Annotated in this window: 28 protein-coding genes; 7 read left to right on the forward strand and 21 right to left on the reverse strand. The window is 65.1% G+C overall.

Annotated elements, in window-relative coordinates:
* Nucleotides 1-7: 7 nt before the first annotated feature.
* The 12 genes from ABD844_RS12790 to ABD844_RS12845 form a co-directional block, all read right to left on the reverse strand.
* Nucleotides 8-202 carry a helix-turn-helix transcriptional regulator gene (locus ABD844_RS12790; protein ID WP_344876367.1) on the reverse strand — a complete coding sequence of 65 codons (195 nt, stop codon included), beginning with the start codon at nucleotides 200-202 and terminating at the stop codon, nucleotides 8-10.
* Nucleotides 203-376: 174 nt separating this feature from the next.
* The gene (locus ABD844_RS12795; protein WP_344876369.1) at nucleotides 377-1,552 is read right to left on the reverse strand and encodes a DUF3631 domain-containing protein; all 1,176 of its coding nucleotides are present in this window, start codon (nucleotides 1,550-1,552) and stop codon (nucleotides 377-379) included.
* Nucleotides 1,553-1,575: 23 nt separating this feature from the next.
* Nucleotides 1,576-2,502: a bifunctional DNA primase/polymerase gene (locus ABD844_RS12800; protein ID WP_344876371.1), complete on the reverse strand. Its 927-nt coding sequence runs from the start codon at nucleotides 2,500-2,502 to the stop codon at nucleotides 1,576-1,578.
* The gene (locus tag ABD844_RS12805; protein WP_344876373.1) at nucleotides 2,489-2,695 is read right to left on the reverse strand and encodes a hypothetical protein; all 207 of its coding nucleotides are present in this window, start codon (nucleotides 2,693-2,695) and stop codon (nucleotides 2,489-2,491) included. Before ABD844_RS12805 ends, ABD844_RS12800 begins: the two co-directional genes overlap by 14 nt.
* Before the next feature lie 98 nt (nucleotides 2,696-2,793).
* Nucleotides 2,794-3,240 (reverse strand): single-stranded DNA-binding protein, encoded by a 447-nt coding sequence (locus tag ABD844_RS12810; protein WP_344876375.1) that lies wholly within the window; start codon nucleotides 3,238-3,240, stop codon nucleotides 2,794-2,796.
* A gap of 26 nt (nucleotides 3,241-3,266) precedes the next feature.
* Nucleotides 3,267-3,485, reverse strand: coding sequence for a hypothetical protein (locus tag ABD844_RS12815; RefSeq protein ID WP_344876377.1), 219 nt, complete (start codon nucleotides 3,483-3,485; stop codon nucleotides 3,267-3,269).
* Nucleotides 3,486-3,625: 140 nt separating this feature from the next.
* On the reverse strand, nucleotides 3,626-5,890 hold the full coding sequence (locus ABD844_RS12820; protein WP_344876379.1) for a cell division protein FtsK: 2,265 nt from the start codon (nucleotides 5,888-5,890) through the stop codon (nucleotides 3,626-3,628).
* Nucleotides 5,887-6,288, reverse strand: coding sequence for a hypothetical protein (locus ABD844_RS12825; protein WP_344876381.1), 402 nt, complete (start codon nucleotides 6,286-6,288; stop codon nucleotides 5,887-5,889). The genes ABD844_RS12820 and ABD844_RS12825 overlap by 4 nt, the downstream gene beginning before the upstream one ends.
* A complete protein-coding gene (locus tag ABD844_RS12830; RefSeq protein ID WP_344876383.1) occupies nucleotides 6,288-7,295 on the reverse strand; it encodes a DUF2637 domain-containing protein in 1,008 nt (335 codons plus the stop codon). Before ABD844_RS12830 ends, ABD844_RS12825 begins: the two co-directional genes overlap by 1 nt.
* Entirely contained in the window at nucleotides 7,292-7,675 is a 384-nt protein-coding gene (locus tag ABD844_RS12835; protein WP_344876385.1) for an RRQRL motif-containing zinc-binding protein, read from the reverse strand. Before ABD844_RS12835 ends, ABD844_RS12830 begins: the two co-directional genes overlap by 4 nt.
* A complete protein-coding gene (locus ABD844_RS12840; RefSeq protein ID WP_344876387.1) occupies nucleotides 7,675-8,004 on the reverse strand; it encodes a WhiB family transcriptional regulator in 330 nt (109 codons plus the stop codon). The genes ABD844_RS12835 and ABD844_RS12840 overlap by 1 nt, the downstream gene beginning before the upstream one ends.
* Nucleotides 8,005-8,026: 22 nt before the next feature.
* Complete coding sequence (locus ABD844_RS12845) at nucleotides 8,027-8,194, reverse strand: hypothetical protein (protein WP_189138686.1); 168 nt, start codon at nucleotides 8,192-8,194, stop codon at nucleotides 8,027-8,029.
* Nucleotides 8,195-8,524: 330 nt separating this feature from the next.
* Here ABD844_RS12845 and ABD844_RS12850 point away from each other — a divergent pair, with 330 nt between their 5' ends.
* Complete coding sequence (locus ABD844_RS12850) at nucleotides 8,525-9,889, forward strand: NsdA family TPR-like regulatory protein (RefSeq protein ID WP_344876391.1); 1,365 nt, start codon at nucleotides 8,525-8,527, stop codon at nucleotides 9,887-9,889.
* Here the strand turns inward: ABD844_RS12850 and ABD844_RS12855 are convergent.
* The 3 genes from ABD844_RS12855 to ABD844_RS12865 form a co-directional block, all read right to left on the reverse strand.
* A complete protein-coding gene (locus ABD844_RS12855) occupies nucleotides 9,886-10,794 on the reverse strand; it encodes a phosphotransferase family protein (RefSeq protein ID WP_344876393.1) in 909 nt (302 codons plus the stop codon). The genes ABD844_RS12850 and ABD844_RS12855 overlap by 4 nt on opposite strands.
* On the reverse strand, nucleotides 10,794-11,483 hold the full coding sequence (locus tag ABD844_RS12860) for a GntR family transcriptional regulator (protein ID WP_344876395.1): 690 nt from the start codon (nucleotides 11,481-11,483) through the stop codon (nucleotides 10,794-10,796). The genes ABD844_RS12855 and ABD844_RS12860 overlap by 1 nt, the downstream gene beginning before the upstream one ends.
* An 819-nt stretch (nucleotides 11,484-12,302) precedes the next feature.
* Complete coding sequence (locus tag ABD844_RS12865; protein ID WP_344876398.1) at nucleotides 12,303-12,668, reverse strand: hypothetical protein; 366 nt, start codon at nucleotides 12,666-12,668, stop codon at nucleotides 12,303-12,305.
* An 81-nt stretch (nucleotides 12,669-12,749) separates the two neighbouring features.
* Here ABD844_RS12865 and ABD844_RS12870 point away from each other — a divergent pair, with 81 nt between their 5' ends.
* The gene (locus ABD844_RS12870; RefSeq protein ID WP_344876400.1) at nucleotides 12,750-13,559 is read left to right on the forward strand and encodes a GntR family transcriptional regulator; all 810 of its coding nucleotides are present in this window, start codon (nucleotides 12,750-12,752) and stop codon (nucleotides 13,557-13,559) included.
* Between the two features lie 116 nt (nucleotides 13,560-13,675).
* Here the strand turns inward: ABD844_RS12870 and ABD844_RS12875 are convergent, their stop codons facing one another.
* From ABD844_RS12875 to ABD844_RS12885, 3 genes are all read right to left on the reverse strand, one after another.
* The gene (locus ABD844_RS12875) at nucleotides 13,676-13,978 is read right to left on the reverse strand and encodes a hypothetical protein (RefSeq protein ID WP_344876402.1); all 303 of its coding nucleotides are present in this window, start codon (nucleotides 13,976-13,978) and stop codon (nucleotides 13,676-13,678) included.
* A 4-nt stretch (nucleotides 13,979-13,982) separates the two neighbouring features.
* Complete coding sequence (locus ABD844_RS12880; RefSeq protein WP_344876404.1) at nucleotides 13,983-14,396, reverse strand: hypothetical protein; 414 nt, start codon at nucleotides 14,394-14,396, stop codon at nucleotides 13,983-13,985.
* 155 nt (nucleotides 14,397-14,551) lie between these two features.
* On the reverse strand, nucleotides 14,552-16,450 hold the full coding sequence (locus ABD844_RS12885) for a DUF6571 family protein (RefSeq protein WP_344876406.1): 1,899 nt from the start codon (nucleotides 16,448-16,450) through the stop codon (nucleotides 14,552-14,554).
* 507 nt (nucleotides 16,451-16,957) lie between these two features.
* Between ABD844_RS12885 and ABD844_RS12890 the strand changes: the two genes are divergently transcribed.
* The 5 genes from ABD844_RS12890 to ABD844_RS12910 are packed head-to-tail and all read left to right on the forward strand — an operon-like array spanning nucleotide 16,958 to nucleotide 21,363.
* Nucleotides 16,958-17,494, forward strand: coding sequence for a Crp/Fnr family transcriptional regulator (locus ABD844_RS12890; RefSeq protein WP_344876408.1), 537 nt, complete (start codon nucleotides 16,958-16,960; stop codon nucleotides 17,492-17,494).
* Entirely contained in the window at nucleotides 17,491-17,688 is a 198-nt protein-coding gene (locus ABD844_RS12895) for a helix-turn-helix domain-containing protein (RefSeq protein ID WP_344876410.1), read from the forward strand. Before ABD844_RS12890 ends, ABD844_RS12895 begins: the two co-directional genes overlap by 4 nt.
* Before the next feature lie 57 nt (nucleotides 17,689-17,745).
* A complete protein-coding gene (locus ABD844_RS12900) occupies nucleotides 17,746-18,504 on the forward strand; it encodes a hypothetical protein (protein ID WP_344876412.1) in 759 nt (252 codons plus the stop codon).
* A complete protein-coding gene (locus ABD844_RS12905; RefSeq protein ID WP_344876414.1) occupies nucleotides 18,501-20,588 on the forward strand; it encodes a hypothetical protein in 2,088 nt (695 codons plus the stop codon). Before ABD844_RS12900 ends, ABD844_RS12905 begins: the two co-directional genes overlap by 4 nt.
* A 4-nt stretch (nucleotides 20,589-20,592) precedes the next feature.
* A complete protein-coding gene (locus tag ABD844_RS12910; RefSeq protein WP_344876416.1) occupies nucleotides 20,593-21,363 on the forward strand; it encodes a hypothetical protein in 771 nt (256 codons plus the stop codon).
* 39 nt (nucleotides 21,364-21,402) lie between these two features.
* Here the strand turns inward: ABD844_RS12910 and ABD844_RS12915 are convergent, their stop codons facing one another.
* The 3 genes from ABD844_RS12915 to ABD844_RS12925 form a co-directional block, all read right to left on the reverse strand.
* Complete coding sequence (locus tag ABD844_RS12915; RefSeq protein ID WP_344876418.1) at nucleotides 21,403-21,975, reverse strand: Pycsar system effector family protein; 573 nt, start codon at nucleotides 21,973-21,975, stop codon at nucleotides 21,403-21,405.
* 1,297 nt (nucleotides 21,976-23,272) lie between these two features.
* Nucleotides 23,273-23,533, reverse strand: coding sequence for a hypothetical protein (locus ABD844_RS12920; RefSeq protein ID WP_344876420.1), 261 nt, complete (start codon nucleotides 23,531-23,533; stop codon nucleotides 23,273-23,275).
* Nucleotides 23,530-24,642, reverse strand: coding sequence for an RHS repeat-associated core domain-containing protein (locus ABD844_RS12925; protein ID WP_344876422.1), 1,113 nt, complete (start codon nucleotides 24,640-24,642; stop codon nucleotides 23,530-23,532). The genes ABD844_RS12920 and ABD844_RS12925 overlap by 4 nt, the downstream gene beginning before the upstream one ends.
* Nucleotides 24,643-24,646 lie beyond the last annotated feature (4 nt).

Consider the following 24,646-nt stretch of genomic DNA (forward strand, 5'->3'; position numbering starts at 1 on the left):
TGTCCTCCTAGGCTGCGGTCTGCTCGAAGGTGATGAGCCAGGCGTCCAGGTCGCAGCGGCGGACCTTGCGCTTGCCGTTGGGGAGTTTCAGGGATCGCGGGCCGCGGCCAGTGTTCAGCCAGCGGTAGAAGGTGGATTTCGGCACGTCGATCTCGTCGAGGACTTCGGCGATGGTGAGCAGGGTCTTGGGACGCGTTGTCATGGTGGTGCTTGCCTTTCGGGCATCGTGATCGGTGCTGGGTGATGCCTCGGCGGTTGTGCTTGGCGGCTGGTCGCCGAGGGCGCTCGCGGGCGGATGGGCGGGGGAAGCCGTCCCAGCCGTCCCAGGGTCATTTCCGCAGGTCAAGTCTGGGACGGCTTGATCAGGTGGGACGGGTCATGCCGTCCCAGCGATCGGAGCCGTCCCGCTCTGACCTGCGGTGACGAGGCTGGGACGGCTGGGACGAGCGTCCCTCTCGATCGGCACGACATCGGCGTCTGGAACGGGGTCGAGGCGCGGGCAATAGCGAGCCCAAGCGTCGGCGAAGTCAGCACGCTGGTAGCCCTTGGCCTGGCCGTTCGGGAAGCGGATGTTGCCTGAGCGGATGTCGTACTCGCGCAGCATCGTGCCGAGCTTCATCGCGGTCAGGCCGGCGGGTCCGTGGTCGGCCCATTCGCTCTCGGGGTCGCCCTTGAGCCGTTCCAGCAAGACGGCGGTGGGCAGGGCGGTGTCGGGGCCGAAGGCGGTGCGGCAAGCCGTCAGTAGGCGTACGCGGACCGAGGTCTGGCCGTTGTCGTCGGCCTCGGCGGTGAGCTGCAACGTGGCGGCGCGGGCCCGATCAGGCCAGCCTCCCCCAGCATGGTCGGCAACGATGACCAGGGGTTCCCAGGTATCGGCCGCACGGTCTTCGACGGGCATGCTCGGCACAGCCTCCTCCAGCGCGGACAGGTCGGCGCGAAGCCACTGGTTCAGGTCGGTCGCCAGCTCGCGAAGCGGAGCGCGGTCGCGGCGGTGGCGGTATGGGGCGGCGTTCTCGCCTGGGGCGCGGCGGCGCATGCGGATGACGACGGCGCGGTCTTCGATGGTGTCGGGCATGGCGCCGATGCCGGCGAGCGCGGCCATGGCGAAGGTCGGGATGCTTTCGACGCGGTTGGTGGCGGCGTCGTAGCGCTTGGCCGGGCGATTGCGCTGGTGTCCGGCGTTGAGAAGGCCGCGGAGGTCTTCGTTGCCGTCGGCTTTGGGGCCGAAGATGGTGTCGGCCTCGTCCACGAGCATGGTCGGCGGGTCTTCGGTGATGGAGCGGTAGACGGCGGCGCTGGAGGAGTTGACGGTGATGAACGGCTCGTGGCAGGTGGCCTCCACCACGTCCAGGAGCCGGGACTTGCCGCAGCGTTTCTCCGGGCCTCGGATGACCAGGCGGGGCGCGTGTGCCCATGCGGGCTGGGCGTGGGTGGCGGCGATCCAGAGGGTGACGGCGTCGGCGGCCTCGGGGCTTGGCAGGATGACGTAGCGGGTGAGCGCGGCGCGTAGTCGGTCGAGCAGGGCGGCGCCGTTGGGCGTGCGGTCGTTCATAGCTGGTGCTCCTTGCGTGGTGTTCATGCGGCCCTGCGACGGCGTGGCTGGGCTTTCATGCCTGCGGAGAGGCCCGAGGCGATCACCGCGGCGATCTGGCGGGGCGGGTTCGGGTCGCCTTCGGCGTTGGCGTTTTCGGCGGCGGATTGCAGGGCGGTGATGACCACCTCGGCGGGTAGCACGCCGCGGGTGACGAGCTGGCCGAGATTGAAGGCGGCGGTGTTGAGGTTGCGGTTGCGGGTGCCGCGCTGGGCGGTGGCTACGCGCTCGACCTCGCTCCGTAGCGCTGCCTCGCCGTACTTGGTCAGCCGGTGATCGGGCAGGCTGGCCAGGAGGTCAGCGGCACTGAGCGAGGGTGGCGTGGCAGGCGTGAGTGCCTCGGCGAGCCAGGCCGGGAGCGGTGCGGGTGGTAGGTCGCGAGTGATCTCGTAACGGCCGGTGCCGTCCGGCTGGATCACGTGGCTGCCAGGGCCGACGACGTAGCCACCGTGGGCACGGGTGTCGATCAGCCAGCCGAGCCCGCCCTGATGACCTGCGCTGTTGCGCAGCCGTAGACCCTCAGGCAGGGTGAAGTAGAGATGCGTGCCGCCGCGCCGGGTGCGGACGGTGAAGGTGTCGTCGGGGTAGGGCTGGTCGTGCTCGCCGCACAGCAGGCGGAAGATTTGCTCTCCGTTCTGCAGGTGGTGCTGGGCGAGGCCGGCGAGCGCGCGGTCGCCGGGCTTGGGCTGGTCGAGGTCGATCACGACCAGGCGTGACGGGCCGCAGGCGATGCCGATGTTGTACGGCTGGTGCGGCCAGAAGGCGACGATGCGGTCGGTGTCGGTGGTGGCGTGCTGTTCCCAGTCGGTGAAGCCGCGCAACGGCTTCTTGCCGCGCGGGGTGAGCGGGAAGACACACCAGCCACGGGCGGCGGCCTTCAAGGCGGCGCGGGTCAGGTCAGGCCACCCCATTGGACGCCTCCTTGGCCTCAAGGAACCGGAGGCGGTAGCCCTCGGCAGGGACGTGCATCGGTGCGTCCAATGGGGTGGCGGCGTGCGCGTCGAGCGTAAGCCGGCCCCGGCCGAGGTGGTTGAGGTCCTTCAGGTACGGGCGCGGTGCGGTCGTTCGGGCGTAGCGGTGGGAATGGGTGCTGGTCGATGTCATGCTGGCAGTGCCTTTCCTCGTGATCGGGGTGGGTGGCCTCGGCGGTTGTGCTTGGCGGCTGGTCGCCGAGGCCGTGTCCCGGTGATGCGTGAGCGTGGCTAGAACGGCGGCTTGTCACCCGTTGGGGCGGTGGTGGCCCATGCGTCAGGCGCGCTGCCGTTGTGGCTGGTAGAGGCCTTGCGGGCCGCTCTGACGGGCTTGGCGGTGGCGAAGCGCAGGGACGGGCCGATCTCGTCCACGGTCATCTCGAAGACGGTGCGGTGTTCGCCCTCGTCGGTCTCGTAGCTGCGCATCCGGAGCTGCCCCGAGGCGATGACGCGGGTGCCTCGGGTGAGGGACTCGCAGACGTGTTCGCCGAGGTCGCGCCAGGCCGAGCAGCGCATGAACAGGGGCTCGCCGTCTTCCCACTGCTCAAGTTGCTTGTTGTAGGTGCGCGGGCTTGAGGCGATGGTGAAGGTGGCGACGGCCGTACCGGTCTGAGTGAAGCGGAGTTCGGGGTCGTTGGTCAGGTTGCCGATGATCGTGATGGTGGTCTCGCCGGACATGGCGGGTTTCCTTCCTCGGAACTGGGTCAGTGGTTGCCGTCGCGGTACAGGCTGCGGAGGTAGACGTAGAGCTGCCAGCCGAGGCGGGGCCGCATGCCGGTGCCGTTGCAGGCGCGGCACGTGCGGTTCTTGCCGCCGGGGCGGCATCGGATGCAGCGGCCCCAGGGCCACGCCAGGCAGATGACGATGTAACTGAGAGTGATTGACGGTAGGCAGACTGCTAGAAGAGTGAGAACAGTGGCCATGAGGGCCTCCAGGGCCGTTTTCCGGAGTTTCCGCAGGTCAGGGTCTAGGTGCTAGAGCGCAGGTCGAATGCCGTTTTGAGCTCTAGGCGGGCCTCTAGACCTAGAGGGGTCTGCCTCTAGGTCTAGAGGCGATCGGGGCCTTAGGAAGCGGCGCTGGAGCCTCTGCGGCGATCACGGCGCGTGATGGCGTCGGTGATGTCGTCTCGGGCCACGCCGATCCGGTTCGCGCCCTTGCCGCCGCTCTCGGGCGTGCCCCACACCTGCATGGTCTTGATGCTGTACGGCTTGAGCGCCGTCGTGAGCTGGGCCGTCTTCGCGCCGCCCTCCAGGCGCGCCCACGGTCCGTAGATGTCGGGCCGCAGCTCGGCGAGGCGATCCACGATTGCCTCGTTCCATACCTTGGCCTCGGACGGCGGGACCACGGCCAGGATGTCGGCGAGCAGGTCGAAGGTGGGCGCGTGCTGCTCGGGTGTCTCGCCGAGGGCGTGCCCGCTCAGTGCTCCCGTGCTTGCCCGCAGTGTGTGGGCACGGTCGGCGATGCGTTGCGTGGCGGGTGTGTCCAAGTAGGCGGTGCGCACCACCTTGGGCATCGGGGTTGCGCCGAGCAGGTAGCCGATACCGGCGTCCATCTTGGGCTGGAAGACGGTGGCGCGGATGCCGTTCTTGTAGGCGGATGTGCCGAGGATCATGTCGTTTTCGAGCTGGCCGGCGACTCGCAGGCAGAACCGGATGGTGACGTTCGCGCTGATGCCGGTGGGCAGGCTGTCCTTGTCCGGGCGCTGGGTGGCCAGCACCAGGATCACGCCCAGGGCGCGGCCGAGCTTGATGATGAACTCGGCGTCATCGCCTGCCTTGTCGCCGTACTCGGTGTGAGCGAACAGGTTCTGGCATTCGTCGAAGATGGCGACCAGCGGATGCAGCCCCAGTGAGCGCTTGTCAGCGATCTGCCGGGTGACCTTCTTGTCCGGGCACAGGTCCGGCGGCAAAGCCTTGAGAGCGGCGGCACGGCGCATCACCTCCTTGCGAAGCAGCGCCAATGAATCTGCGGCGTAGCCGATGGCCTCGTCCTCGATGCCGGAGACGTAGCGGTGGCAGTTCTGTTCGTGCGGGTCGAGGTCGCCAGTGCCCTTGAGTTCGTGGATCCACAGTTCGGCGCTCGGGTCGAGAGCCGCGCCGGAGGCGAGAACCCGCACCGAGGCGGTCTTGCCCTGGCCGGGCTGTGAGCCGATCAGGATGTTCTGCTCAACGAGCGGTACGACGATGGCGCGACCTCGCGGGTCGCAGCCGAACGGGATGCCCTTGAAGACGTCGTGCGAGCTGGTCTTGAGCAGCGGGGACTTGATGACGGTCTTGGACAGGTCCTTGTCCCCCACCCACAGGATCAGCCGTCCCTCGTGGATGGTCGAGTCGCCCTCAGGCCAGATGCAGCCCAACGGGCGGCGTAGCGCCGAGGCCATGCGGTCTCGCTTGTCCATCACGTCGGCCACGGTCACGCCGTACGGCAGGTCGATATCCGCCCGCCAGCCGGGGCCGTCGCGAGTGATCGGGGCGACGAACCGAATGGCGTCCTTCGGGTTCTTGGCCATGGCCTGGTTGATGCCGGCGATGCCGAGCACGGTCAGAGACCGGACGACAATGTCGCTGGTGAGCTTCTCCACCGTGGACGGTACGACCGCACGGTTGATCAGCGGACGGTCGACGGGTTTGCCGAGGACGCCGAGCGTGGCGATGGCGACCGCGAGCGCCATCCACTGCACGGCATTCGTCTGATCGGCCACGATGACGCCTGCGATCAGCAGCGTGACGAGGGCGGTGATGGAGACCAGGGCGCGGAGCCGTACGCGGGAGTCACGCTGTCTGCTGAGCTTCAGGTACGCCTCGGGGTCGGCCTTCTGGACGGCGGCCAGTCGTACCGGCTCGCCCTCCAGGTCGAAGGTCCATTTGATGACGCCGCCCACCAGGCGCAGGAACCCTCGCGGGGCGCGTGCGGTCAGCCGCCCGCCGTACAGCGGTACGCGGGAGACCTGGTATCCGGCCACGTGCAGGTAGTGGAGGCCGATCCACTTGACGGTCTCGATGGCCTCCGTCCGGGAGCGTAGCCACAGGGGGACGATCGGCTGTCGGCTGCGCGCCTTGGCCTCCAGCGCGGCCAGCCAGTCCGCAGCGGTCGGACCGGGTTGGTCGACGCGGACGACCGCGCCTTCCAGAACCGGTCCGTCCGCGTTCGCGGGGCTGTCCTCGGCGTCCTGCTCGGACCGGTCCGCGGGATTCTGTGGCTGACGTCCCGCGCGGGCGGCGTCCAGGTGGACGATCTCGGCGTCCTTGCCGTTCTCCTGGTCCGGGACGGCGGACCGGTTCGGGGCCTTGTCGTCCTCGTGGTTGGGATTGTCGTGCCGGTGGGTCATGATGTGTGCACCTCGTTTGACTTGCTGGTCGCGGGGTCCTGGGGCGCGGTCGTTGTCTTGGCGGATGAGGCCGCGCCCCATGTGGCGGTCAACGATGCGCGGTCGGACCGCTTCTCGTCCGGTCGGTCTGCGGGCGTTTCGGTGGCGGTCGGAGTGTGCGGTCCGTCCACTTCGGTGATGCCGAGTTCGGCGCGCCAGGTGGCGGCGAGCAGCTCGGTACGGTCTTCCGGAAACGGGCGCTGAGCCAGTAGTTCGGCCAGCAGCATGGCGGTGATGCCTTGGTTGCGGTCGAAGGTGCGTCCGGGGTAGCCGGTGACGCTCCAGCGGAGGCCGCGAAGTTCGGCCACGTTCGGGCAGTCGTCCGAGGTCATGTGTGTGTCGGTGATGCTCAGGGTCATCAGGCGGCCTCGTCTTCGCGTACGGGCGTCGTCTGTTTCGCGGAGCCCTCGGTCTTCAAGCGCGACAGGAGCGCCCCGGCTCGGTCGGTCGAGATGCTTTGTCCTTCGCGGCGAATGGCGTCTCGAAGGCGGTCACGGGTCAGGGGCTCGCCTTGCGCCTTGAGGTCAGCGGCAACACGTCGCCCGAGGGGGACCAGGTCACCCACGTTCGGCTTCGGCGGCAGGGACCTTTTGGCACGGGTGCGGTTGGTGGCAGAGCGCTTACGCGGCGCGGGCGGCAGGGCCGGGTAGGCGTTTTCTGGAATGACACGTACGGCTTCCGCCTTCATCGGGATGTTCTTCGGGGTGAGTTCGCCGAGGTGGTACAGGGCTCGCTCGCGGCGGGTGGCCTTCCAGCGCCAGAGCAGGCCGTACCGGTCCTGCAGCTCTGTCTTGGCCAGGATGCGTTCGCGCTCGCGGCCGAGGGCCTCGGGGTAGCTGCAGATCTCCCAAAGCACCATCCGGCGCCAGAGTGCGACGGTCGCCATCGGCGCGAGCAGCCAGCGTGAGCGCCGGATCCCGTCCATGTGGTCGGGCTTGGCCAGGTCGGCACGCTTGCGGATGACGTGGGCACCGACCTCAATGGCGATGACCCACAGCAGCGGGAGCAGTGCGTGGGCGACGACCGCGAACCAGTCGGTAGAACCCGGTGCGCTGAGGTAGGCGGCCACGTTGAGGTAGACCGTCGCGCCGGTCAGCGCCCACGGAATGAATCGCAGCCAGCTCAGCCGCATGCCGAGGCGGGCCAGCACGATATCGAGTGCCGAGAACACGGCGATGCCCAGGTCGATGCCGAGCGGGACCGTCCAGGCGAACCAGCCGAACGAAGGGCCGGCGGCGTGTGCGACGCGCTCGAAGCTGTTGATGAACCCGATCAGGCCGAGCGCGCCGGTAACGGCGGCTGTGACGGCTACGGCTGTGCGCTCGCCCTCGGTGAGGGGGCGGGGTGCGTTGTGGCAGGTGTTCATGCGGCCATCTCCTCCGCACAGTCGAGGCAGGTGCCGAGGTGGCGCGGCAGCACGTAGCCGACATCCGTCAGGCACTCCGGGCAGGTACGCCGAGCCGCGTTCGCCTTCGACAAGGCGGCGCGCTGGCGTGGGGTCGCTGTGCGCTTGGGCAGGGCGAACAGGACGTCGTACAGGTAGGCGGCGCGAACGCCGGGAGCCCCGTAGCGGCGGGAGCACCACAGCACTTGGGCTTGAACTCCCTGGCCACCGGGGCGCAGCCCCTCGGCGGTGAGCTGGCGAAGGGTGCGCAGGTGCGATGGAGCCATCTTCCACGGGTAGGTGGGGATGCTGTACCGGTCGCCGGTCGGGTCCCAGAAGCGGGCGAGGATACGGCTTGCCATCAGGCCGCCTCCAGGTCTTCCAGCGCGGCGGCGTGCTCGGCCACCTCGGCGGGTGTCCGGCCTGCCCAGATGCCCGAGGTCGGACGCGTCTCCAGTGCGTAGAGCCCACAGAACAGCAGGGCCGGGCAGGTGGCGCAGACCTCTCGGGCGACGGCCTCGCGAGCGGCGCGTTCCTCGGTGGTCTCGATCGTGAGCCGAGGGCCGGTGTGCAACTCGGGGTCGTAGGTGCATTCGGGAAGGGGTGTTTCGCCGTCCACTCGCCACGTCGCTTCGACGTCGGCGAGCGACATCCGCGCCGGGTGGATCGGGCGGTTGGTGTTGTGTGCCACTGGTGGATCTCTCTTCCTGCGTTCAGTTGCTGACGGTCTGGACGAACCGCGCGAACGACTCGGACGCGCTCATGACCAGGTGCGCCGCCGCCTTGACGATGGTCGCCGCGCCCTCTGGGTCCTTCAGGGCGTAGAGGGCGGCACAGATCATGAGGACGGTCGGGAGCACCTTTCGCGGACGGACAAGCATGTTGAGCCCTCTCGGTTCGAGAACCTGCGAGCAGGTTCTAAGAGACATAGAACATGTATAGTCACGGGGAGTCAAGTCCTAGGCACCGACTGTCGTGGGTTCCTGCGGGTCTCGCCTCGCTCGTTCCTGCTGACTCAAGGGTTCCTCGCTACGAGCTCCGGCAACACTGTGATCGCCCCCGGGACTGAATGCACAGGGGGTGCTTTTGGGGGTGCTTTCGCTCCTCGACCAGGAGAAACACCCAGACCAAATTTGTGGAGTTCGAGCCGCGGAAGCCTTGTCCGGGCCATGATGCGAAGGCGCGGATATCCGGAGGTGAACGTGTCTCGAATGCCCAATGTCGCGCTCGCGCAGGCCATGCGGCGCGCGGATTGCTCAAATTCGGGACTTGCTTCGCGAGTGCGGCAAATTGCCCAGAAAGACGGCATAAACCTGAATTGCACCCATGTGGATGTCAAGCGGTGGCTTGATGGCGTGAAGCCTCGCCCGACGACAGCACGGTTCATCACCGAGGCCCTCTCTCAGAAGGCCGGCGTGACGTTCTCGCTGGACGACGTGGGCTTGGGAAGCGCCGTCACTCAGGAGACGCTTGAAGCCACCCTCGCCCACGGTGGTGGGATATCCGACGTCGGAAGCCTGCTGCTGGGCCTTACCCGGCGGGACCTCGCCGATGATCCCGTCGCCCTGGAGTCCGTGATCGTGCCGGACGCCTGGAGCGAGGCTCTGATCGCGTGGCTGCTGTCGCGGCCGGAGCTGCATCAAGCCAGGGGTAACGCCCGCCCATCCGTGGGTGCGTGGGACGTGCACGCGATCCGGGCGACAACTGAGATCTTCGCCAATATGGGTTTTCAGTTCGGCGGCGGTCACGCGCGTTCCGCGCTTATTCAGTATTACAACCGCGAAGTCGTCCCGATGCTGAACGGTAAATTCACCGAGCCGGTAGGAAGATCGTTGTACGCGGCGGCTGCGGAAATCACCGAACTGGTCGCCTGGACGGCTTACGACCTGGGCAGACATGGGCTCGCTCAGCGGTATTTCCTTCAAGGGCTACGCCTCGCGCAGGCATCGGGTGACCGCATGATGGGCGGTCTGCTGCTCGCCGATATGAGCCATCAGGCCAACTATCTCGGTCGGTACAACCAGGCGATACAGCTTGCACGGGCAGCGCAGGAAGGGTGCAAGGACGTCTCCACCGCCACACCCATGGCCTTGTTCTACGCCATGGAAGCGCGAGCCCACGCAGGTAATGGCGACGAGGCCCAATGCGCACGGGCGTTGCTCCAGGCCGAGAGGTATTTCAGCAAGCGCAATGTGGAGGATGACCCTCCATGGTCACGCTACTTCGACGCTGCGGAGCTGGCTAGCGAAGGCGCGCACTGCTATCGCGACCTCAGAATCCCCTCACAGGCCATGGAATTCGTCGGCCAGGCCGTCGATCTCTGTGACCCGATGTACGTGCGGACGCTTGCCTTCGACCGCCTCGTGCAGGCGGCCAGCTACGTCCACATGGGGCAGCCCGCGAAGGCCGCCTTGGTGGCGCTAGAAGCCGTCAACCTTGCCGGCCCTCTCAAGTCTGCGCGTTATCTCCGGTACGTTCGAGATCTGAAAGCCGACCTCGCGGGCTTCGGCGGCGAAGATTCGGTCAGGGCGTTCAACACCCTCATCGTCGAGAAATATCCTTCCCTCGGCGATTAGAAAGGCCGCCACTGACGAGGCGCGTCCGGATTCTGGAGGCAGGAAAGGCGCTTACGGAACTCTTGGGCGATGGCCTCGTCTTCGTTGACGTTCTGCATCAGCCATGTCGTCATCTTCAACTCGTTGATGTCTCTGAGCACGGGATAGCCCTCCCAGGCCAGGACGTCGAAACCGTAGCGCTCCGCGAACTGATCATATTCGGCACGGGTGCCCCAGCCCAGGGAGTGTTCAAGGGCTGTGACGGCGAGATCGGTCTCAGGAGGGCCGAAGGCGAAACGCTCGAAGTCGATCAGCACGATAGTCCCGTCGGTGGTCTTGATGAGATTGTCAGAGTGAGCGTCACCGTGTACGGCACAGTCGGCGAGAGGGAAATGCAGGGCCTCATAAGCCGTCCGAAGTAGTTGGTACTTCCTCAGCAGGAACTCACGTTCCTCGTCCGAGAGAACATTGGTGGAGGAGATGCGTTCCGAGACGCGCCCAAGGATGTCGATCTGTGGCAGGGCCAGCCCTTCAGGGACCGGCATCCGATGGAGAGCCCGCAGAACCTCGGCTAGGTCAGTCAAAGTCGCTGAACCGCCGCCGTTGTCGATGAAGTGCCACAGCGTGACGGGCCTGTCCCTGACAATAAGAGGCTGTGAGTGATGGGTCGTTCGCGCCGCTGGCAGTCCCGCCTCATGAAGCCAGGCCGACACGGCCACCTCTTTGCGAGCGTCGTCAAGCACGTCCAGGCTCCGCGCTATTCGCACGACGACCCGTTCGGCCACCAGAACGAAGAGGGCATTCTCGCCGAGGCGGATCAACCGCGCTCCTTCGCTGGAGAGGCCGGCAACCTTACATGCCTCCTGAAGTGTCGCCTGCGCCTCCTGAGAGGTGAACGGACCTGCGGCTGACTGGAACACGGTCACTAGGAGCCCTTTGGTTGCGTCTTGACCACGCGGCCTCTTCCGGCCCGCTTCTCGACTACCCCTTCTGCTTCTAGCAGCGCGAACGCTCGTCTGACAGTGATACGACCAACGCCTCGCTCTTGGGCCAGTGCATTCTCCCCAGGAAGCACAGCACCAACGGCGAATCTCCCGCTGACTATGTCCTGCCGCAGGACGGCGGCAACATCGTCAGCGCGCGTCCGTGCATGGTCGGGTCCACCGACGAACCACCCTTTGCCATGGACGGCGGTGATCAGCTCTTCAGCGGCAAGCAATTGGAACGCCTGTCGGACAGTTCCCTTCGAGACGCCGTACTGATCCGCGGCCATGGCTTCGCCCGGTAGTTGCTGGCCGGGAGTGAGTTCGCCGCTCTCGATGCGCTTGCGTAGAGCCTCGGCGATCGTTTCGTACTGGGTCGAGGCCGCGCGGTCAGCGCCTGGCAGACCGTCTCCTACCACTCTGCGTCCACGGCCTGCCTCGCTGGCCACTAGTCCCGTACGCTCCAGCTCGGCGACGGCCTGACGAACGGTCCCTCTCGCCACGCCATACGTTCGAGCAAGGTCTGCCTCGGAGGGCAGCATTCCGCCGGCGGGCGGATCTCCTTCGCGAATGCGGCGGCGAAGGTCCTCCGCTATCCGTACGTAGGTGGGGCCATCCTTCGCCTTGCTCATCGCGCTCCCTCGCCGAGCCACACTGTCTCTAGAGTAGAGCGGACGGTCTCGGATCTGCGAGGAATCGCAGCCCCACGCCCGCGCATAGGCGGGCGTGGTGATTCTCCAAGGCAGGCCGGAGGAACCCGGTTACGCCGCAGGATCGCGGCGTGCCCTCGGACGTCGGCTCCTGGACTTGACGGCGCCAGAGATCATGTTTTCACGGCGGTGTTCGTTCTCATGGGCGGAAATGAGAAGGTCCCAGACCGAGCGCGCCTGCCTATAGAGCCCTCTACCAGTCTCTTCGTACCCCTCGGGGCATCTGGCCCGAAGGATGAGGAACTGCCCTCCCTGGCAGGCCCACTCGTATGCGCCACAGCAAGAGGTCTCGGTGATCCGAATGCGATCTTTCACGGGGCGCGCGTACAGCTCCCGCCGTGGGACCGTTCCATCATTTGGCTGAACCACGGCTCGTCCTGTCAGGGGGCGTACTCCTGCAGGTAGCGATGGACGGTGCGGCGGCTCCGCTGCCACGTGCACGCGAAAGCAAGCTCAAGCGGCGTATCGGCCACCAGCTCTTGCCTGATGCCGAAAGCGACCTCATCGGGGGCCAGCCTGGGCAACGGTCTTGCCCGCCATCTGCCTTGAGCGTCGCGCCAGACGTAGAACCGCCTGAACGCACCCCGCAGGTCATCGGGCAGGGTGCTGGGTGCGGAAGTCGCAGGTGGTTGATCTTCCGGTGTTGTGCTGGGCAGGGAAGTCGGTCCGCCACCGCCCACCGATCGATGGCCTTTCGGCGCGACCCCGAGTTCGGCTCCTGTCCAGCCAAGACTGTGATCATTATCCGAGGTCATGCTGTGCCTCCCCGAACCAGCGCAGGACGGCCCACGTTCGATGCCCGCTGTGGTCGCGGGACGCGCCGAAGGATGTGGTGGCGCTAGACAGTTCGGCTGTCTCAAAGCCGCCGAGGTTGTCGTAACCGCCCGGATCGTGGACCTCGATGCACAGGCTGTCGTGGGCCACGTCGATCCGCGTTTGGATGAGTTGGCCTCGCATGGTGCGTCGGATGGCCGCAGCCATCAGGGTACGGGCGACGCGCTCGGCGTCTCTTGCGAGATCTGGGCGTTCGGCCTGAGCGATGCCACGCGCCCAGACGCCGACGATGTCGATGCTGTCCGGAATGGGTGGTAGGTGCTGCTGATACATCACATGCAGAACCTTCTCGGGTAGGTTGCGTTGCGTCCCGATAAGCTTGAAGCTTACCGGTAAGGCTGTCAAGCTACCCGCGTGAATCGAGAAGACGAGCGCTACTTGTACCTGCGAGTCGCCGACCAACTGCGCGAACGCATCAGGTCAGGAGAGTTGCGGGAAGGAGATCGCCTGCCCTCCGTACCAGGGCTCGCGAACGAACTCGGCATCTCGCGCTCCACCGCCTCCGAGGCACTGAAGGTGCTTGTGTCCGAGGGCCTCGCCGTTGCGCGGTCCGGAGCCGGCACGTTCGTTCGGCTTCCGCGAGAGCCGAAGCGCCTCATCCGCGCGTGGTACCGCGCGACGCCGTACGGCTCACCGTTCATGCAGGACATGGAACGGCAGGGCCGCGAGGCCGGTTGGACCTACCGGTCGCAGAGCGTCCAGGCTCCGCCGGAGATCCGCGACCGCCTGAGCCTCGGTGAGGCCACGGGTCATGCGGAAGACGTCGTCCGGACTGACTATGTCTTCTCAGCCGATGGCGAGCCGGTCATGCTCTCGACCAGTTGGGAACCGTTGGCGATCACGAGTGGAACGCCGATCGTGCTGCCGGAGGATGGCATGCTGGCCGGCCGCGGAGTCGCCGAGCGCATGCTGAGCATCGGCATGCCCATCGACGACTGGGTGGAAGAGGTCGGAGCGCGACCTGGGACGGCTGAGGAATGCGAGCGGCTACGGCACGCGCCGGGCTCGATCATGGTGACGATCAAGCGTACGTACTACTCGGGGGAGATGCAGGTGGAGACGGCCGACATCGTGGTACCGGCCGATCGGTTCACGCTGGTCTACAGCGGCAAAATGGGACGCGCCTCCGGCCCCGACAAGCCATCGGTCGAGGAGAGTGCCTGACCCTGACTCGCGTTCCCCGACTCCTCCGGAACAACGGAGAACTTCGACGTCCCTGACTGGAAACGGCGCACGGCAGGTAATTCGTGTCGTCGGTTAGTCGGGCGCCTCGGCGGGGTTCAGACGATGCCGTACTTCCGCCTGATCGAAGCGGCCTCTTCCTCGGGTACCTCGCTCGGCGTGCGGTTCAGCGCCTGCTGTAACTCGTCCATGATTGCTTGCCCGGAGGTGCGGGCTCGGGTGCTGTACTGGGTGAGCTGGGCGTCGAACTGCTTGGCGGTCGGCCCGGTCCAGACCTTGCCGGTATGAAACATCCGGCAGGGCCGGTCGACGTCGGCGTCGACCTGCTCGATCATCGGGCCGATTGTGCGAATGGCCTGCTGGAGCGCCTCATGCAGCGGGTTGCGAACCATCGCGGCCATCGGCTCAGCCCTTCGCCTTGTTCGGAGATGGAGTCACGTTGAGGATCAGTTTTGGCGCGACCAGCTTCATCAGGGCCACCACGTCGGCTGCGTTATCCCGTCCTTTGACGCCCCGCACCAGTTCGACGATCAGGAGGTCGTCCCCGCGCACGAGTGTCGCTGCGGCTTGGGTGTTGCCGGCGCTGCTGTCCTGACCGTAATAGCCGACTGAGCCGGGAACGATCTCCGGTAGACGCTGAGCCCCCTGGCTGATTTGGAACTCGGCCTCTTTCTGAGATCCGCCGGGGGACAAGGTTACGTCCAGAACCTTCAGCTTGTTGCCGGTCGGCTGGTAGACGAAGCACCCTCCGGAACCCCCGTCATCGCTCGTCGACATGTTGAAACGCCCTCTGACGATGGGATCGTGCACGCCGGTCATCAGCCGCACGGCGTCAAGCGGGACGTAATCGCAGATGTACGGTGGAGCTGCTACCGGCGGAAGCGACGCCTTATTTACTGGGGCTTCTTCCTGTTGGCATGCGGATAGCAGCGAAAATGCGCTCAGCGCTGCGGCCAACCATGCGAGACGTGATCTCATGACGGTTTGTACTCCGAAAACCCTCTTTCGAACCCCGTGTCCAAATCGCCAGCGATCTTCTCCCACGGATCCCCGGCGAGGCCGTCGTAGAGCCATCTTTGGTAGGCCTGGAGCCGTGGGTGGATGTCACCCTGGTACGGAGCCATCTCGTGCAGCGTCATCAGCGAGTTCCCGTCCTCTTTCAAGAAGTTGTTGGGTGACTTCCGAGGGTCTTCTCCCTTGCCCAGCCCTTCCAGAGAACTCCACGGATGCGTGGCGGCAGCAGGCTCTGCCTTGCCGAACAGCTCGTGCTTGAGCATAGCGTCGACGGCCATTTGATCGAGTAGGAACCTCGCCTTCTCCTTCGCCGTGTTGGCGTCGTACGTCGCCTGGTTCGTATTCTTTTCGGTCGCGGCTGCACTTTCGATCATGCTATTCCACGAGCTCACTACCCCGGCTGTTATCGCCCAGGGGGCTGCTTGCGGAATCGCGAGCCCGCTGTTGACCACCGCCATAAATATCTTCATGTTCCGCTCCTGCGCCTCATCCAATTCCTTGCCCTTTTGGATGGTGGCCAGCCCGCTGGCGTCGGTGATCAGCCCGAAGCCTGCTCCGGCTTCTTGTGCGTTGGCTTTTAGAGCTTTGACACCCGTGCCGTCTGCAGCCTGTGCAGCGCCGTAGTCCAGCAGTTTCCTCGACCATGTGGTCTCGGCTGCCAGAACTGTGGCCAATGCTTTAGGGTCCTGCTTGAACGCGTCCTCCATGACCTTGCGCAGATCTTCTCTGTTGAACTGCGCGCCCCAGATCTGCCCTTCTTTCGGCTGGTAGACGCGGTCGGGTCCATAGATTTTTGAATCACCGGCATTGGGCATCTTGGCGGCGCGGTTGACGTCGTTGATGTAGGCGGCGAGGATGCGGGCTGTGGTGCCGGTGGTCGCGAAGGAAGGGCCTTCGGTGCCTGCCAGGACTCGCTGAGCCTCCCAGTGGATGAAGTCCCGGGCAATTGCGGCCGAGGTGAAGCCCGGCGATGGTTCCTGTGGCGAGCCGTCGCGGTCTCGGTAGGTCATCGTCGCGGCCTCCAGCGCCTTGCCGAAGGCTGCCCCGTCGTCGTACATGGGGCGTTCGGTCACATAGCGCTTCAGCACGCTGGGATCGCCGGCGAAGAAGTCCTGGGCCGCTTTCGGGTGGTTGGCCAGCGCCCTCATCACGCCGATCATCGGATCGTGCGGGATTCCTCCCGAGAGGTTGTCCTGCGCAGTCTTCCGATCCAGAGCCTCCAGCGTCTTGGCTGTTGCCACCAGGAAGTCCCGGTTGAACGTGCCGTACGGGAGCAGCGCTGCGAGCGCGTGCTGATCCACCGGCACCCTGAGGTTCGTGAGCAGCTCATTCCGCCATGACGTGCTCAGCCGCGAGCTGGCCGCGCCGAGCGCTTTACCCAGCGCCGCCTGCACACGCTGCTTCCTGGCATCCTTCTGGTACACGAGCGCTGCCATGAGATGACGAAACCGCTCTGTCCCTAGCGCGTACATCAGCGACGTGGCGAAATCTGCGTCACCCGCGCGCTTCTCCAACTGGGCGACGGTCTTCTCGTCCACCTCACTGGACTGGTCGAGTTCACTCAACTTGGCCGCGGCGGCGTACACGTCGGCATCGCCGGAGGCACTGCTGTACAGGGCCTCGTCGAATGGTGTCATTCCGCCTGGTGCCGCTGGGCCCCATTCCGAGCTCACGGCCTGGATCGTGTCGTTGCGGCGGCGTAGCTCCGGACGCTTGGCGCCGATCCAGTTACCCAGTTCCCGTATCGCGGTCAACCGCGAGGTGTCCAGGTCGAGGTCCTGCAACGTGCGGCGGATCAGTGGTTCGTTCCTGCCGAGCGTGGCCTCCGCCTGGCCCAGGTCGCGCTCGAAGTCGCCCATCAGCTTCGGGTCGATCCCCGAGTACCCCCAGTCGGGCGGCTGCGCGACCGCCGGCGGAGTTAGAGAGGGAGGCGTCGGGGTTGTGTCGGCATGGGCCGGAGGATCTCCTGAAGGATGTACCGGCGGTTGTTCGGGAGACGGCTGGGGGACTGGCGTAGGCGTCGTCATGGCGGGTCTCCGGCCTGCTCGACAACAGTCAAATCCTCCCACAAATCAAGATCCCCGGCGAAGGGGGCATAACGTAACAGCATGCTCAGCCCCGGTTCCTGATATGCCCAGACGCCGGGATGTACGCAGAAGACGTCCTCCGGGTTCACCCTGCCGCAATAGAGACGTTCTTGTTGAAGCTCGCAGGTGGACCACCCTGCGCAAAGGCCCCACCGGTGTTTCCGCGGCAATGTAAAAGTGGGTCCGGCCCAGACGCACTTGGCCATTGACAGACACGATAGGGCTGAACGTTCGTGAAGGTATAAGTATCTTGCCGAGACAACCCGGGATGGCATATGTGTGAGACGTCGCCTGCTGGAGGAAACTTTGGCACCCAACCGATGGCCGATCGGCACCTTCATGCACCGTCTGACGGACGAATTGCGCTCGGAACTCCTTGGGCTCGGGACCTTGCGCTCGTTTCCGCCCGGATACGCATTGATCAGGCAGGGGGATCGCAGTACATCGGTTTGGATCCTGTTGGACGCTCTGGTCAAGGTGACCGGGGGCGTTGAGAACGGAGTGGAGGCCACCCTGGCAATCCGGGTGTCGGGTGACATCGTGGGCGATATGGCCGCCATGGACGGGTCACCGCGGTCAGCGACTGTGGCCACCTGCGGGCGCGCCGTCTGCCAACAGGTCAAGGGTCCGGTGTTCCGGTCTTTCGTGGCCCGGCGCCCGGCTGCGGCGCTGGCGCTGACGCAGGTCGTGACCGAGCGGCTGCGTTGGTCCAATCAACGGCGCCTCGACTTTGCCGGGTATGAGACGAAGATCTGCCTGGCACGCGTGCTGATCGCGCTGATCTCGCGGCACGGCCCGCCACGGATGACGGCGTGAGCATCGGCATCCCACTCACGAGAGCCGAGCTGGGCCTGCTGGTGGGCGCCAAGGAGATCACGACGCAGAAGGCGCTGCGCGAGTTGGCCGCAGAGGGGGTCATCCGGCGTGGGCGCCGCGACGTGGTAGTGAAGGACCTGGCAGGGCTGACTGCACTAGCTGACCTCCCGTTCCTCGCCAAGCCATATTTCTAAGGCTTCTCCCGCCGGGTCGTGCCTCACCGTTGAGCCCACCCACTCATTGGAGATGCCATGGTTGCGCACGATTACCGTGTCCTGTTCACAGCAGACATCGAGAACTACGGCGGCCGCACCGACGCCCAACAGCGAACCCTTCAGTCTGGACTGATCAGCGCCATCGAGACGGCGGCAGACCGCGTTCATCTGGACCATGGGGAGTGGGAGCGTCAGGTGGGCGGTGATTCGCTGACCGCCCGCCTTCCCGCCGAGCCGGGCCCTTTCGTCACGATTCCTCTCCTCCTCGACCAGTTCCTGACCGAGCTGGATATGGCCATCGCAGCGCACAACAGCCGACGCGCCGATCCCACCTGGGCGCGGATGAGAATTCGGCTGGCCATCCATGTCGGACCGCTGCAGTTGGATGGCGCGGCCGGGTGGCCTGGGCAACATGCGGTACAGCCCGCGAGGTTGCGTGATTCGGCGCCGATACGGGCCGCGCTCGACACCTTCCGCGACGCCGACTTGGCGCTGATCATCTCGCGGGAGGTGTTCCGCGACTACGTGTCACAGGGACCGGGACGGCCGAGACCATCGGAGTTCCTGGAGGTCGCGGTAGCGGAGAAGAGACAGGAATATCAGGCATACCTGTACGTGCCGCACTTCGACGTCCACGACATGGAAGGTCCGGAGCCCCCGCCGTCCAGAAAGGACGCTCCCTCACCACCGTCGCCGGGGAGCGGACCAATCACGAACAAGGTCAAGAGAGGCGACATTCTCTTCGCGCAAGGGGACATCAACGTCACTCGTGACTCGAAGCGGAGGACGAAATGAGCGACTCCCCGCCCGGGGCATCGGGCCCTGAAGTCCCGCAGCCGGAAGAACCGCTGGTCGGGGACGCCTCGCCCGAAGAGGAGGACGAGCCATTCCAGGAACCCGACAACCAATCAATCCGTTCTGAAATGACCGCTTCCCGGCAGGAGTGGCAGGAACGCCGACAGAGCTTGGACGACCTGTACGGCGACGAACTGCCCAGCCCCGGTACCCGGGACCTGAGCGGCCGCGTGAGCAACCGAGTCAAGAAGGGCAACATCTGGTTCGCTCAGGGCGACATCCACGTAGGCCAGGGGCGGCCACAATCGACAGCGACCATCAACGAACTGACAGAAACCGAGATCGAAGACCTACGGCGAACGCTGGTACCGACCCAGTCACAAACCGAAATACGCAGGCTGCTCGACAGCCGGCGCCTGGTCCTGCTCGGTGGAGCGGCAGAGACGGGAAAGGCGACAACGGCCCTGGCGGCGCTGCTCGACTGGGGTGGCAGGGTGAGTTGGATCATGCCGCACGGAGCGAGCACGCCGAACCCCCGCGACTGGAAACTGGAATCGGGTCACGGCTATTTGCTGGACCTGGTCGATACACCCAATGCCGTGGGCAGGGTGACCACGAGTCTCAAGCGTGCCGGCGTCAACGTGGACTGCAGGATGATCGTCCTGGTGCCGGAGCATGTCCAGTCCTCCATCGCGCCCGTGATCGAGCACGACCCTCCGCCGAACCGCCGGATCTTCGCCAAGCATCTGTCCGTTCAGGCATCGGGCGCACGGCTTGCCGCAGACGATCAGCGGATTCTGGACGAAGAGCTCCGCGCCCTCTCCGCACCCTGGCAAGTGGTCGAACTGGTCAGGCAGGTGGCCGCCACCATGGAGTCCGGCAGCTCCATAGAAACCATGCTGAACCGGCGATTCCATCGAATGCGCGCGAAGGTGGGCGAAAACCTCGACAAGCGCAGGCCGACTCTGGGCCGATGCTTCATGACCAGCATCGCCGTACTGCACGGACTGCCCGAGGCGGAAATCTCCGGCGCGGCCCTGGCCCTGGCCGAACGGCTCGACGAGAAGTGGCGCCGTGATCATTCGCCGAAATCGGTCCAGCTCTGGGAGAACCTGCCAGCCTGGCTGAAGTACGTGGATGCCGAGGCCACACCCGCCGGGCCCGGCGGCGGGCGAAGCATCAGGCTGAGACGCCCCGAGCTGGCGGCCGTCATGCTGCGCGTGATCTGGGAGGACCAGCCGACCATCCGCGACTCGCTGGTCGACTGGCTGGTCTGGCTCGGCGGCGAGGGATCCTGGCATACAAGAATCAAGGTCGGGCACGCGGTCGGAAAGCTCGCGACCTTCGACTTCGCCCTCGTGAACGAGCGGTTCCTGGACGTGTGGAGCCGCTCCCGCCGGTCCCGTGACCATCAACTCGCAGCCCTGGCGCTGGAAGCCGCCGCCGAGGACCCATCGATGACCCGCCGCGTCCACCTCCATCTCGATTCGATGATCCATGGCAACGACGCGAAGAAAGCGATCGCGATCCGCGCCTACGCCTCGTCCGTCGGCCTCTCCGCACCCGACCAAGCCCTCGCCGCATTCAGGACCCTGGTCCTGACCAGGGGCACCAAGTTCCACCACGATGTAGCCCAGTCCATCGCCTACCTCTATCGCAGGGACACCGCGCCCACCATCATGAACCACCTCGCTGACTGGGTCAGTGACGGAGGAGCGGCCGGTCGTCGCGGCGCCGCCCTCGCCTTCGGACGGCTGGCCGCGCTTCCCGTCTCGAGCCCCGATCGGCCGCATCCCAGTGAGCTCGATCCCCATCCCTCCCTGGTGATGCTCTGGCGCAACGCGCTCAGCTACGAGGACGAGGGGAGCCTGGTCGTTCCCGAGTCCTGGGATCTGCTGCTGAACGAGTGGCTGCGCCATTACGACGAGCGGCCCACCGTACGGGAGATCACGGACCAGATCTTCAGCCTGACCGATGTGCGGAACGCTGAGCGGGCCCTGCTCTACCTCCGGCTCTGGCGGCACCACGGCGAGATCTCCGCCGAACTTCATCATCACCTGCGTCAACTCGTTCACAGGAGCTGATCTCATGCGCAAATGGCTGGCACCCATGCTCTACCGCGTCCAGCAGAACCAGCCCGAGACCGAACCGCCCGTCGACATCGAGCCGTTCATTCTGTCCTCGCCCGCCAAGGGCGACGCTTATGACTTCTCCGTCACCCTGTTCCGAACCGCGACCTCGGGCGGGAAACGGGCCCGAGCCCTCCTCAGCGATGAAGTCCCCGAGGCGGAGGCGGTCCTCCAGCGCGCGTGTCAGGAGGTACGTACGACCACCCGACAGTTCGAGATCACCGCGCCCGGCGCGGCGGAGCAGGCCACGAACGAGAGACTCCAAGCGATCTCAGGCTCGATGACGGGTGTCTACCGGTGGGCGGTCAGAGCCGAGGTCAACGTTCCTGAGGAGATACGCCAGCTCAACCGAGATGCCCACAGAAAGCAGCATGACATCAGAGCCGACGCCGCCGCCGCGCTTCTCCAGATCAAAAGCACCGACGAGGTCCGGCAGGAATGGCAGGACTTTCTCACCACCGTGGTGGGAAGCGCTCAAGTGGAGCACGCGATCAAATTGGCTGTCTCCCCGGAGCAACTACCGCAGATCATCGCGGAACTCGTCGAGCAGCGCCAGCAGGGAGCACAACAACTGCTCGGCACCGTCGACTCGATCATGCAGCGGTACGAGACGGTGGACATGCTCAACTTCATGGTCAAAAACGAAACCGTGCTCCGCAGGACCCTGGAACTTCTCGGCCTGCCCGTTCCGCCGCTGGAGGACGAAACGCTGCTGGTAGGCGGAATGTGACCCGCCTGTCGGAGTGGCGTCATACCTACGCCTGCGCGGTCACGGCGGAGACCCGGTGAGCACGACGTTGATCAGCGCCGCGCTCACCGTGGCCGTCATTCCACTCAGGAGCAGCCAGAACCCCCAGCGGATGAGCCGATACTTCTGCCCGACGATGCGGCTGACCCGGTACAGCTGATCAGCGACCCGCTCCAGGTCCAGTGCCGAGGACCGCATCAGAGCGCTGGTGACGGTCACCGTGGAGTCGAGGCGTAAGACATCGGCGTAGTACATGACGGCGGCGTTCCCCTTCCGTCGATCCAACCGCGGATAGACCGCGCCGGCGAGCACTACCACGGACGCCAAGGCTGCCGCCGCCCCTGCCCACCACAGCCACTCGACGGCATTTGACATCGCAAAAGGTGACCAGTTGCCCGCGAGCAGGCCGCCTGTGACGGCACCGAGGCCGATGCCAACGATGCCGAGAAGTACCTGGGCTTTGGTGTCCGCCCGGTTGAGCTCCTCGCGGGCCTCTCTGAGCAACTGCGTTCCATAAGCGCACGCATCGTCCTCGGCTGCCTTCCGTTGGTCTGCAGCAGTTTGGGTGAAGGATCGCACGATCTTGTGGAACACGACGAACCTCCTGGCAGGGGGCGATCACAACGCAGAGCATTCCACGACCGCCATGGGTTGAAGCCCGTGATGCGCTTCGCGCCCGCTGTACACCACGTCAACGGGAGGCTCTCTACCTGATCGTGGGCCACGTGTGGGCCATCTATGGCCTTGATCGAGTGGCATTCGTGCGTTGCCCCTGCTCAGAGGCATGCCCACCAGCAAACCTGCAATGCTCTCCGGAGCCGGGTGCGCAGGTTCGAATCCTGCAGGGGGCACTCGATCTTGACCAGCGGTTCAGGCCGCTGACCAGGGCAGACATCGCAGGTACGGGCGGGCCTCCAGTCTCACGGAGTCCCGCCCGTTCTCGTTGTAGCTCGCTGGCTGTGGACCAGTCGTGGACCATGATCGCGCTTCGAATCTAGCTGTGACAGCCAGGTGGCTCCATGTTGTGTGCCGTCTCAGATGAGGTTGGGATCAGCATCAATCAGCGATTGACCACCGGTTCAGGCACATGCCGATCCACGCCAGCGGACTCGCATCCGCGTTGGATCGCCGCGACCCACCTGCGGAGTTGAGACCATCCGAGTCGCGGGAACTGCCCTACCAACGCCGAATCCGGGACACCGATCGCTCGAACCGGAGGCCACCACATCCCACATCCTCCTGCCGACTGCTCGGGCACGGCGCTGTGCTGGCAGCTGAGACGCTGCTCAGCAGGCTCGCAGCAGCCCGCCGGCGGGTGGCCTGGCGCGCGTAAGACCGTTGCTGACCGCAGCAAGCGGAGCCTGCGCTATGACCGCCGGCGAAGCTGCCTTCGGTGTGATCGGAGGATCGTGACCAGCGAGCCGGACGACGCTCAAGGACCGGACGTCAAAGCTGCGTACCAAGTTACTGATCCATGGGCCCTTTCGAAAGGGTTGTCACACGCTTCCACACGCTTCCGAAGACGCGTGATCGTCTGGGCGTTTTCGGCATCGTCAAGGCATCAAGCATCTTGCGAGCATGGTCGACATATCGATCACTTCCTAGATCAATAACCTTCTGGAAGCTAGCTATCGCCTCTTCGCCGTTGTCGTCCATGCATTCAAGTAGCCCAAGCCAGAAGGCGGCTCGCTGTAGTACTAGCGCTGGCCCAGTCCGGAACGCTGCTCGGCCGAGCCGCTTGTGCTCGTGCACCACGAGGGTGACCGCCACCCCGGACGCGCGCAGTTCCCGGGCCGGTCGGATCGCGCCCCGGCAGGATGCCCCGCCAGAGCAGTGCTCTGGCGGGGCATCCTCTAATCAACGAGGCAGGCCGTGATCGCGTCAAAGACAATCAAGGCCAAGTTCCGCGAAGAAGGCCCCTCCAATACTCCTCGATTACCGCGCTGTCGGCCAAGGGTTCCATTTCTGGATCGAAGAACTCCAAGAGATGCCGTGTTCGCACGAAGGAGATTCCCAGCTCCAGTTGAACCACCTTGAGGAAGGCCAGTGGCGTGAGCGTGAACGACTCCTGGGACCTCAGATGCTCCAGCAACTCTGCGAGGCTCGTGCCGTCGTCCACAAGGGCTCGAAGCTCTGGCCTTCTCTGTGTCATCCTCCTGACCTCCGAAACTCGACCTCGACGTTGGTATACCAGCCGCGAGTCCCACGTAGAGAGCTATAATCGACTACAGCCTCTGTGATCCCGTACTTGGACAGCATATGGCCTGTGAAGGTTGCCTTCGCAGCCTCGGTCATACTCATTCCGGCACGGAGATTTTTATTGAACGCACCGAGATTTGCGGGCAACGCGGGAACCCATTTAGCGTCGAAACCCTTGATGCTATCTGGACCGAAACGGGCAAATGCATCTGTAAACATCTGACCACCCTTAGGCGTATTTGCCCCCTTCTCAATAACCATGGTGACGATGCCGTCATCGCTCATCGAAGCGATGACGCCCTCACCAATAAAGTCGTCGATAGCGCGTGTCTTGCCAGCACTTCGGGCGCCTCTTCCCCCGAACGGGAAGACTACACCGCAGTTAGTATTTGCAGGCAAATCTCCGCATGGGTTGATTTCCGGCCATACGTTTGACCCTGACTTATATGCTTCTGTGCCGTTGTCCAGAGTAACGTCATCCGGAAGGGCGAAACCGAAGGGGTAAGTCGTATAGAAGAGCCCTTCCGAGAAGCCCTTCCACCAATCCCATAATCCGCCAGACTCTTTTTCTGTCGCCTGCTTCTGCGTAGGCTGAGCTTTCCTTTCTCGCGCTGCAAAGTTCGCGAGCATCCTCTCGTGCCCGGAGCGGTTTTCGGCGTTGGCCTTGTCTATGTCAGTTTGGGAGGTGGGGCAGGTGCTCTGACAGTGACCGGGGCGTGGTTCGTGACCGTCGTGTTCGATGCCGTTGATGGGGTTGCCACCGGTGAAGGCGTAGCGGTTGCTGGTCCAGGGGTCGAGACCGAGCGACAGGTCGTCGAGGGCGCCGTTGTAGGTGTCGAGGTTGAGGAAGCGGTTGAGGCCGGGGTTGTAGTTGCGGAACCCCATGTCATACATGCCCGTGGAGTTGTCCCAGCGCTTGGCGTTGAAGCGGTAGGGGTTGTACTCCTCCTTAGCAGTGGGATCGACGGGTTCGGGCTTGTCGACGCCTGTCCCGCTCGAAAACGGGGTTTTGTGCTGTGAGCTGGGGTTTTGCTTCGCGATCAGGGCGGCGGCTGCGACCATCGCG

The organism is Nonomuraea antimicrobica (assembly GCF_039536965.1).
Classification (GTDB): domain Bacteria; phylum Actinomycetota; class Actinomycetes; order Streptosporangiales; family Streptosporangiaceae; genus Nonomuraea; species Nonomuraea antimicrobica.

Excerpts from the sequence above, each read along its gene's own strand:
- ABD844_RS12885 (WP_344876406.1), bottom strand. The coding sequence starts at position 16,450 with ATGGGCGACTTCGAGCGCGACCTGGGCCAGGCGGAGGCCACGCTCGGC.
- ABD844_RS12905 (WP_344876414.1), top strand. The coding sequence starts at position 18,501 with ATGAGCGACTCCCCGCCCGGGGCATCGGGCCCTGAAGTCCCGCAGCCG.
- ABD844_RS12810 (WP_344876375.1), bottom strand. The coding sequence starts at position 3,240 with ATGTCCGGCGAGACCACCATCACGATCATCGGCAACCTGACCAACGAC.
- ABD844_RS12795 (WP_344876369.1), bottom strand. The coding sequence starts at position 1,552 with ATGAACGACCGCACGCCCAACGGCGCCGCCCTGCTCGACCGACTACGC.
- ABD844_RS12850 (WP_344876391.1), top strand. The coding sequence starts at position 8,525 with ATGCCCAATGTCGCGCTCGCGCAGGCCATGCGGCGCGCGGATTGCTCA.
- ABD844_RS12900 (WP_344876412.1), top strand. The coding sequence starts at position 17,746 with ATGGTTGCGCACGATTACCGTGTCCTGTTCACAGCAGACATCGAGAAC.
- ABD844_RS12910 (WP_344876416.1), top strand. The coding sequence starts at position 20,593 with ATGCGCAAATGGCTGGCACCCATGCTCTACCGCGTCCAGCAGAACCAG.
- ABD844_RS12835 (WP_344876385.1), bottom strand. The coding sequence starts at position 7,675 with ATGGCAAGCCGTATCCTCGCCCGCTTCTGGGACCCGACCGGCGACCGG.
- ABD844_RS12875 (WP_344876402.1), bottom strand. The coding sequence starts at position 13,978 with ATGGCCGCGATGGTTCGCAACCCGCTGCATGAGGCGCTCCAGCAGGCC.
- ABD844_RS12815 (WP_344876377.1), bottom strand. The coding sequence starts at position 3,485 with ATGGCCACTGTTCTCACTCTTCTAGCAGTCTGCCTACCGTCAATCACT.
- ABD844_RS12925 (WP_344876422.1), bottom strand. The coding sequence starts at position 24,642 with ATGGTCGCAGCCGCCGCCCTGATCGCGAAGCAAAACCCCAGCTCACAG.
- ABD844_RS12860 (WP_344876395.1), bottom strand. The coding sequence starts at position 11,483 with ATGAGCAAGGCGAAGGATGGCCCCACCTACGTACGGATAGCGGAGGAC.
- ABD844_RS12880 (WP_344876404.1), bottom strand. The coding sequence starts at position 14,396 with ATGACCGGCGTGCACGATCCCATCGTCAGAGGGCGTTTCAACATGTCG.
- ABD844_RS12805 (WP_344876373.1), bottom strand. The coding sequence starts at position 2,695 with ATGACATCGACCAGCACCCATTCCCACCGCTACGCCCGAACGACCGCA.
- ABD844_RS12920 (WP_344876420.1), bottom strand. The coding sequence starts at position 23,533 with ATGACACAGAGAAGGCCAGAGCTTCGAGCCCTTGTGGACGACGGCACG.
- ABD844_RS12825 (WP_344876381.1), bottom strand. The coding sequence starts at position 6,288 with ATGACCCTGAGCATCACCGACACACACATGACCTCGGACGACTGCCCG.
- ABD844_RS12790 (WP_344876367.1), bottom strand. The coding sequence starts at position 202 with ATGACAACGCGTCCCAAGACCCTGCTCACCATCGCCGAAGTCCTCGAC.
- ABD844_RS12830 (WP_344876383.1), bottom strand. The coding sequence starts at position 7,295 with ATGAACACCTGCCACAACGCACCCCGCCCCCTCACCGAGGGCGAGCGC.
- ABD844_RS12820 (WP_344876379.1), bottom strand. The coding sequence starts at position 5,890 with ATGACCCACCGGCACGACAATCCCAACCACGAGGACGACAAGGCCCCG.
- ABD844_RS12845 (WP_189138686.1), bottom strand. The coding sequence starts at position 8,194 with ATGCTTGTCCGTCCGCGAAAGGTGCTCCCGACCGTCCTCATGATCTGT.
- ABD844_RS12865 (WP_344876398.1), bottom strand. The coding sequence starts at position 12,668 with ATGTATCAGCAGCACCTACCACCCATTCCGGACAGCATCGACATCGTC.
- ABD844_RS12800 (WP_344876371.1), bottom strand. The coding sequence starts at position 2,502 with ATGGGGTGGCCTGACCTGACCCGCGCCGCCTTGAAGGCCGCCGCCCGT.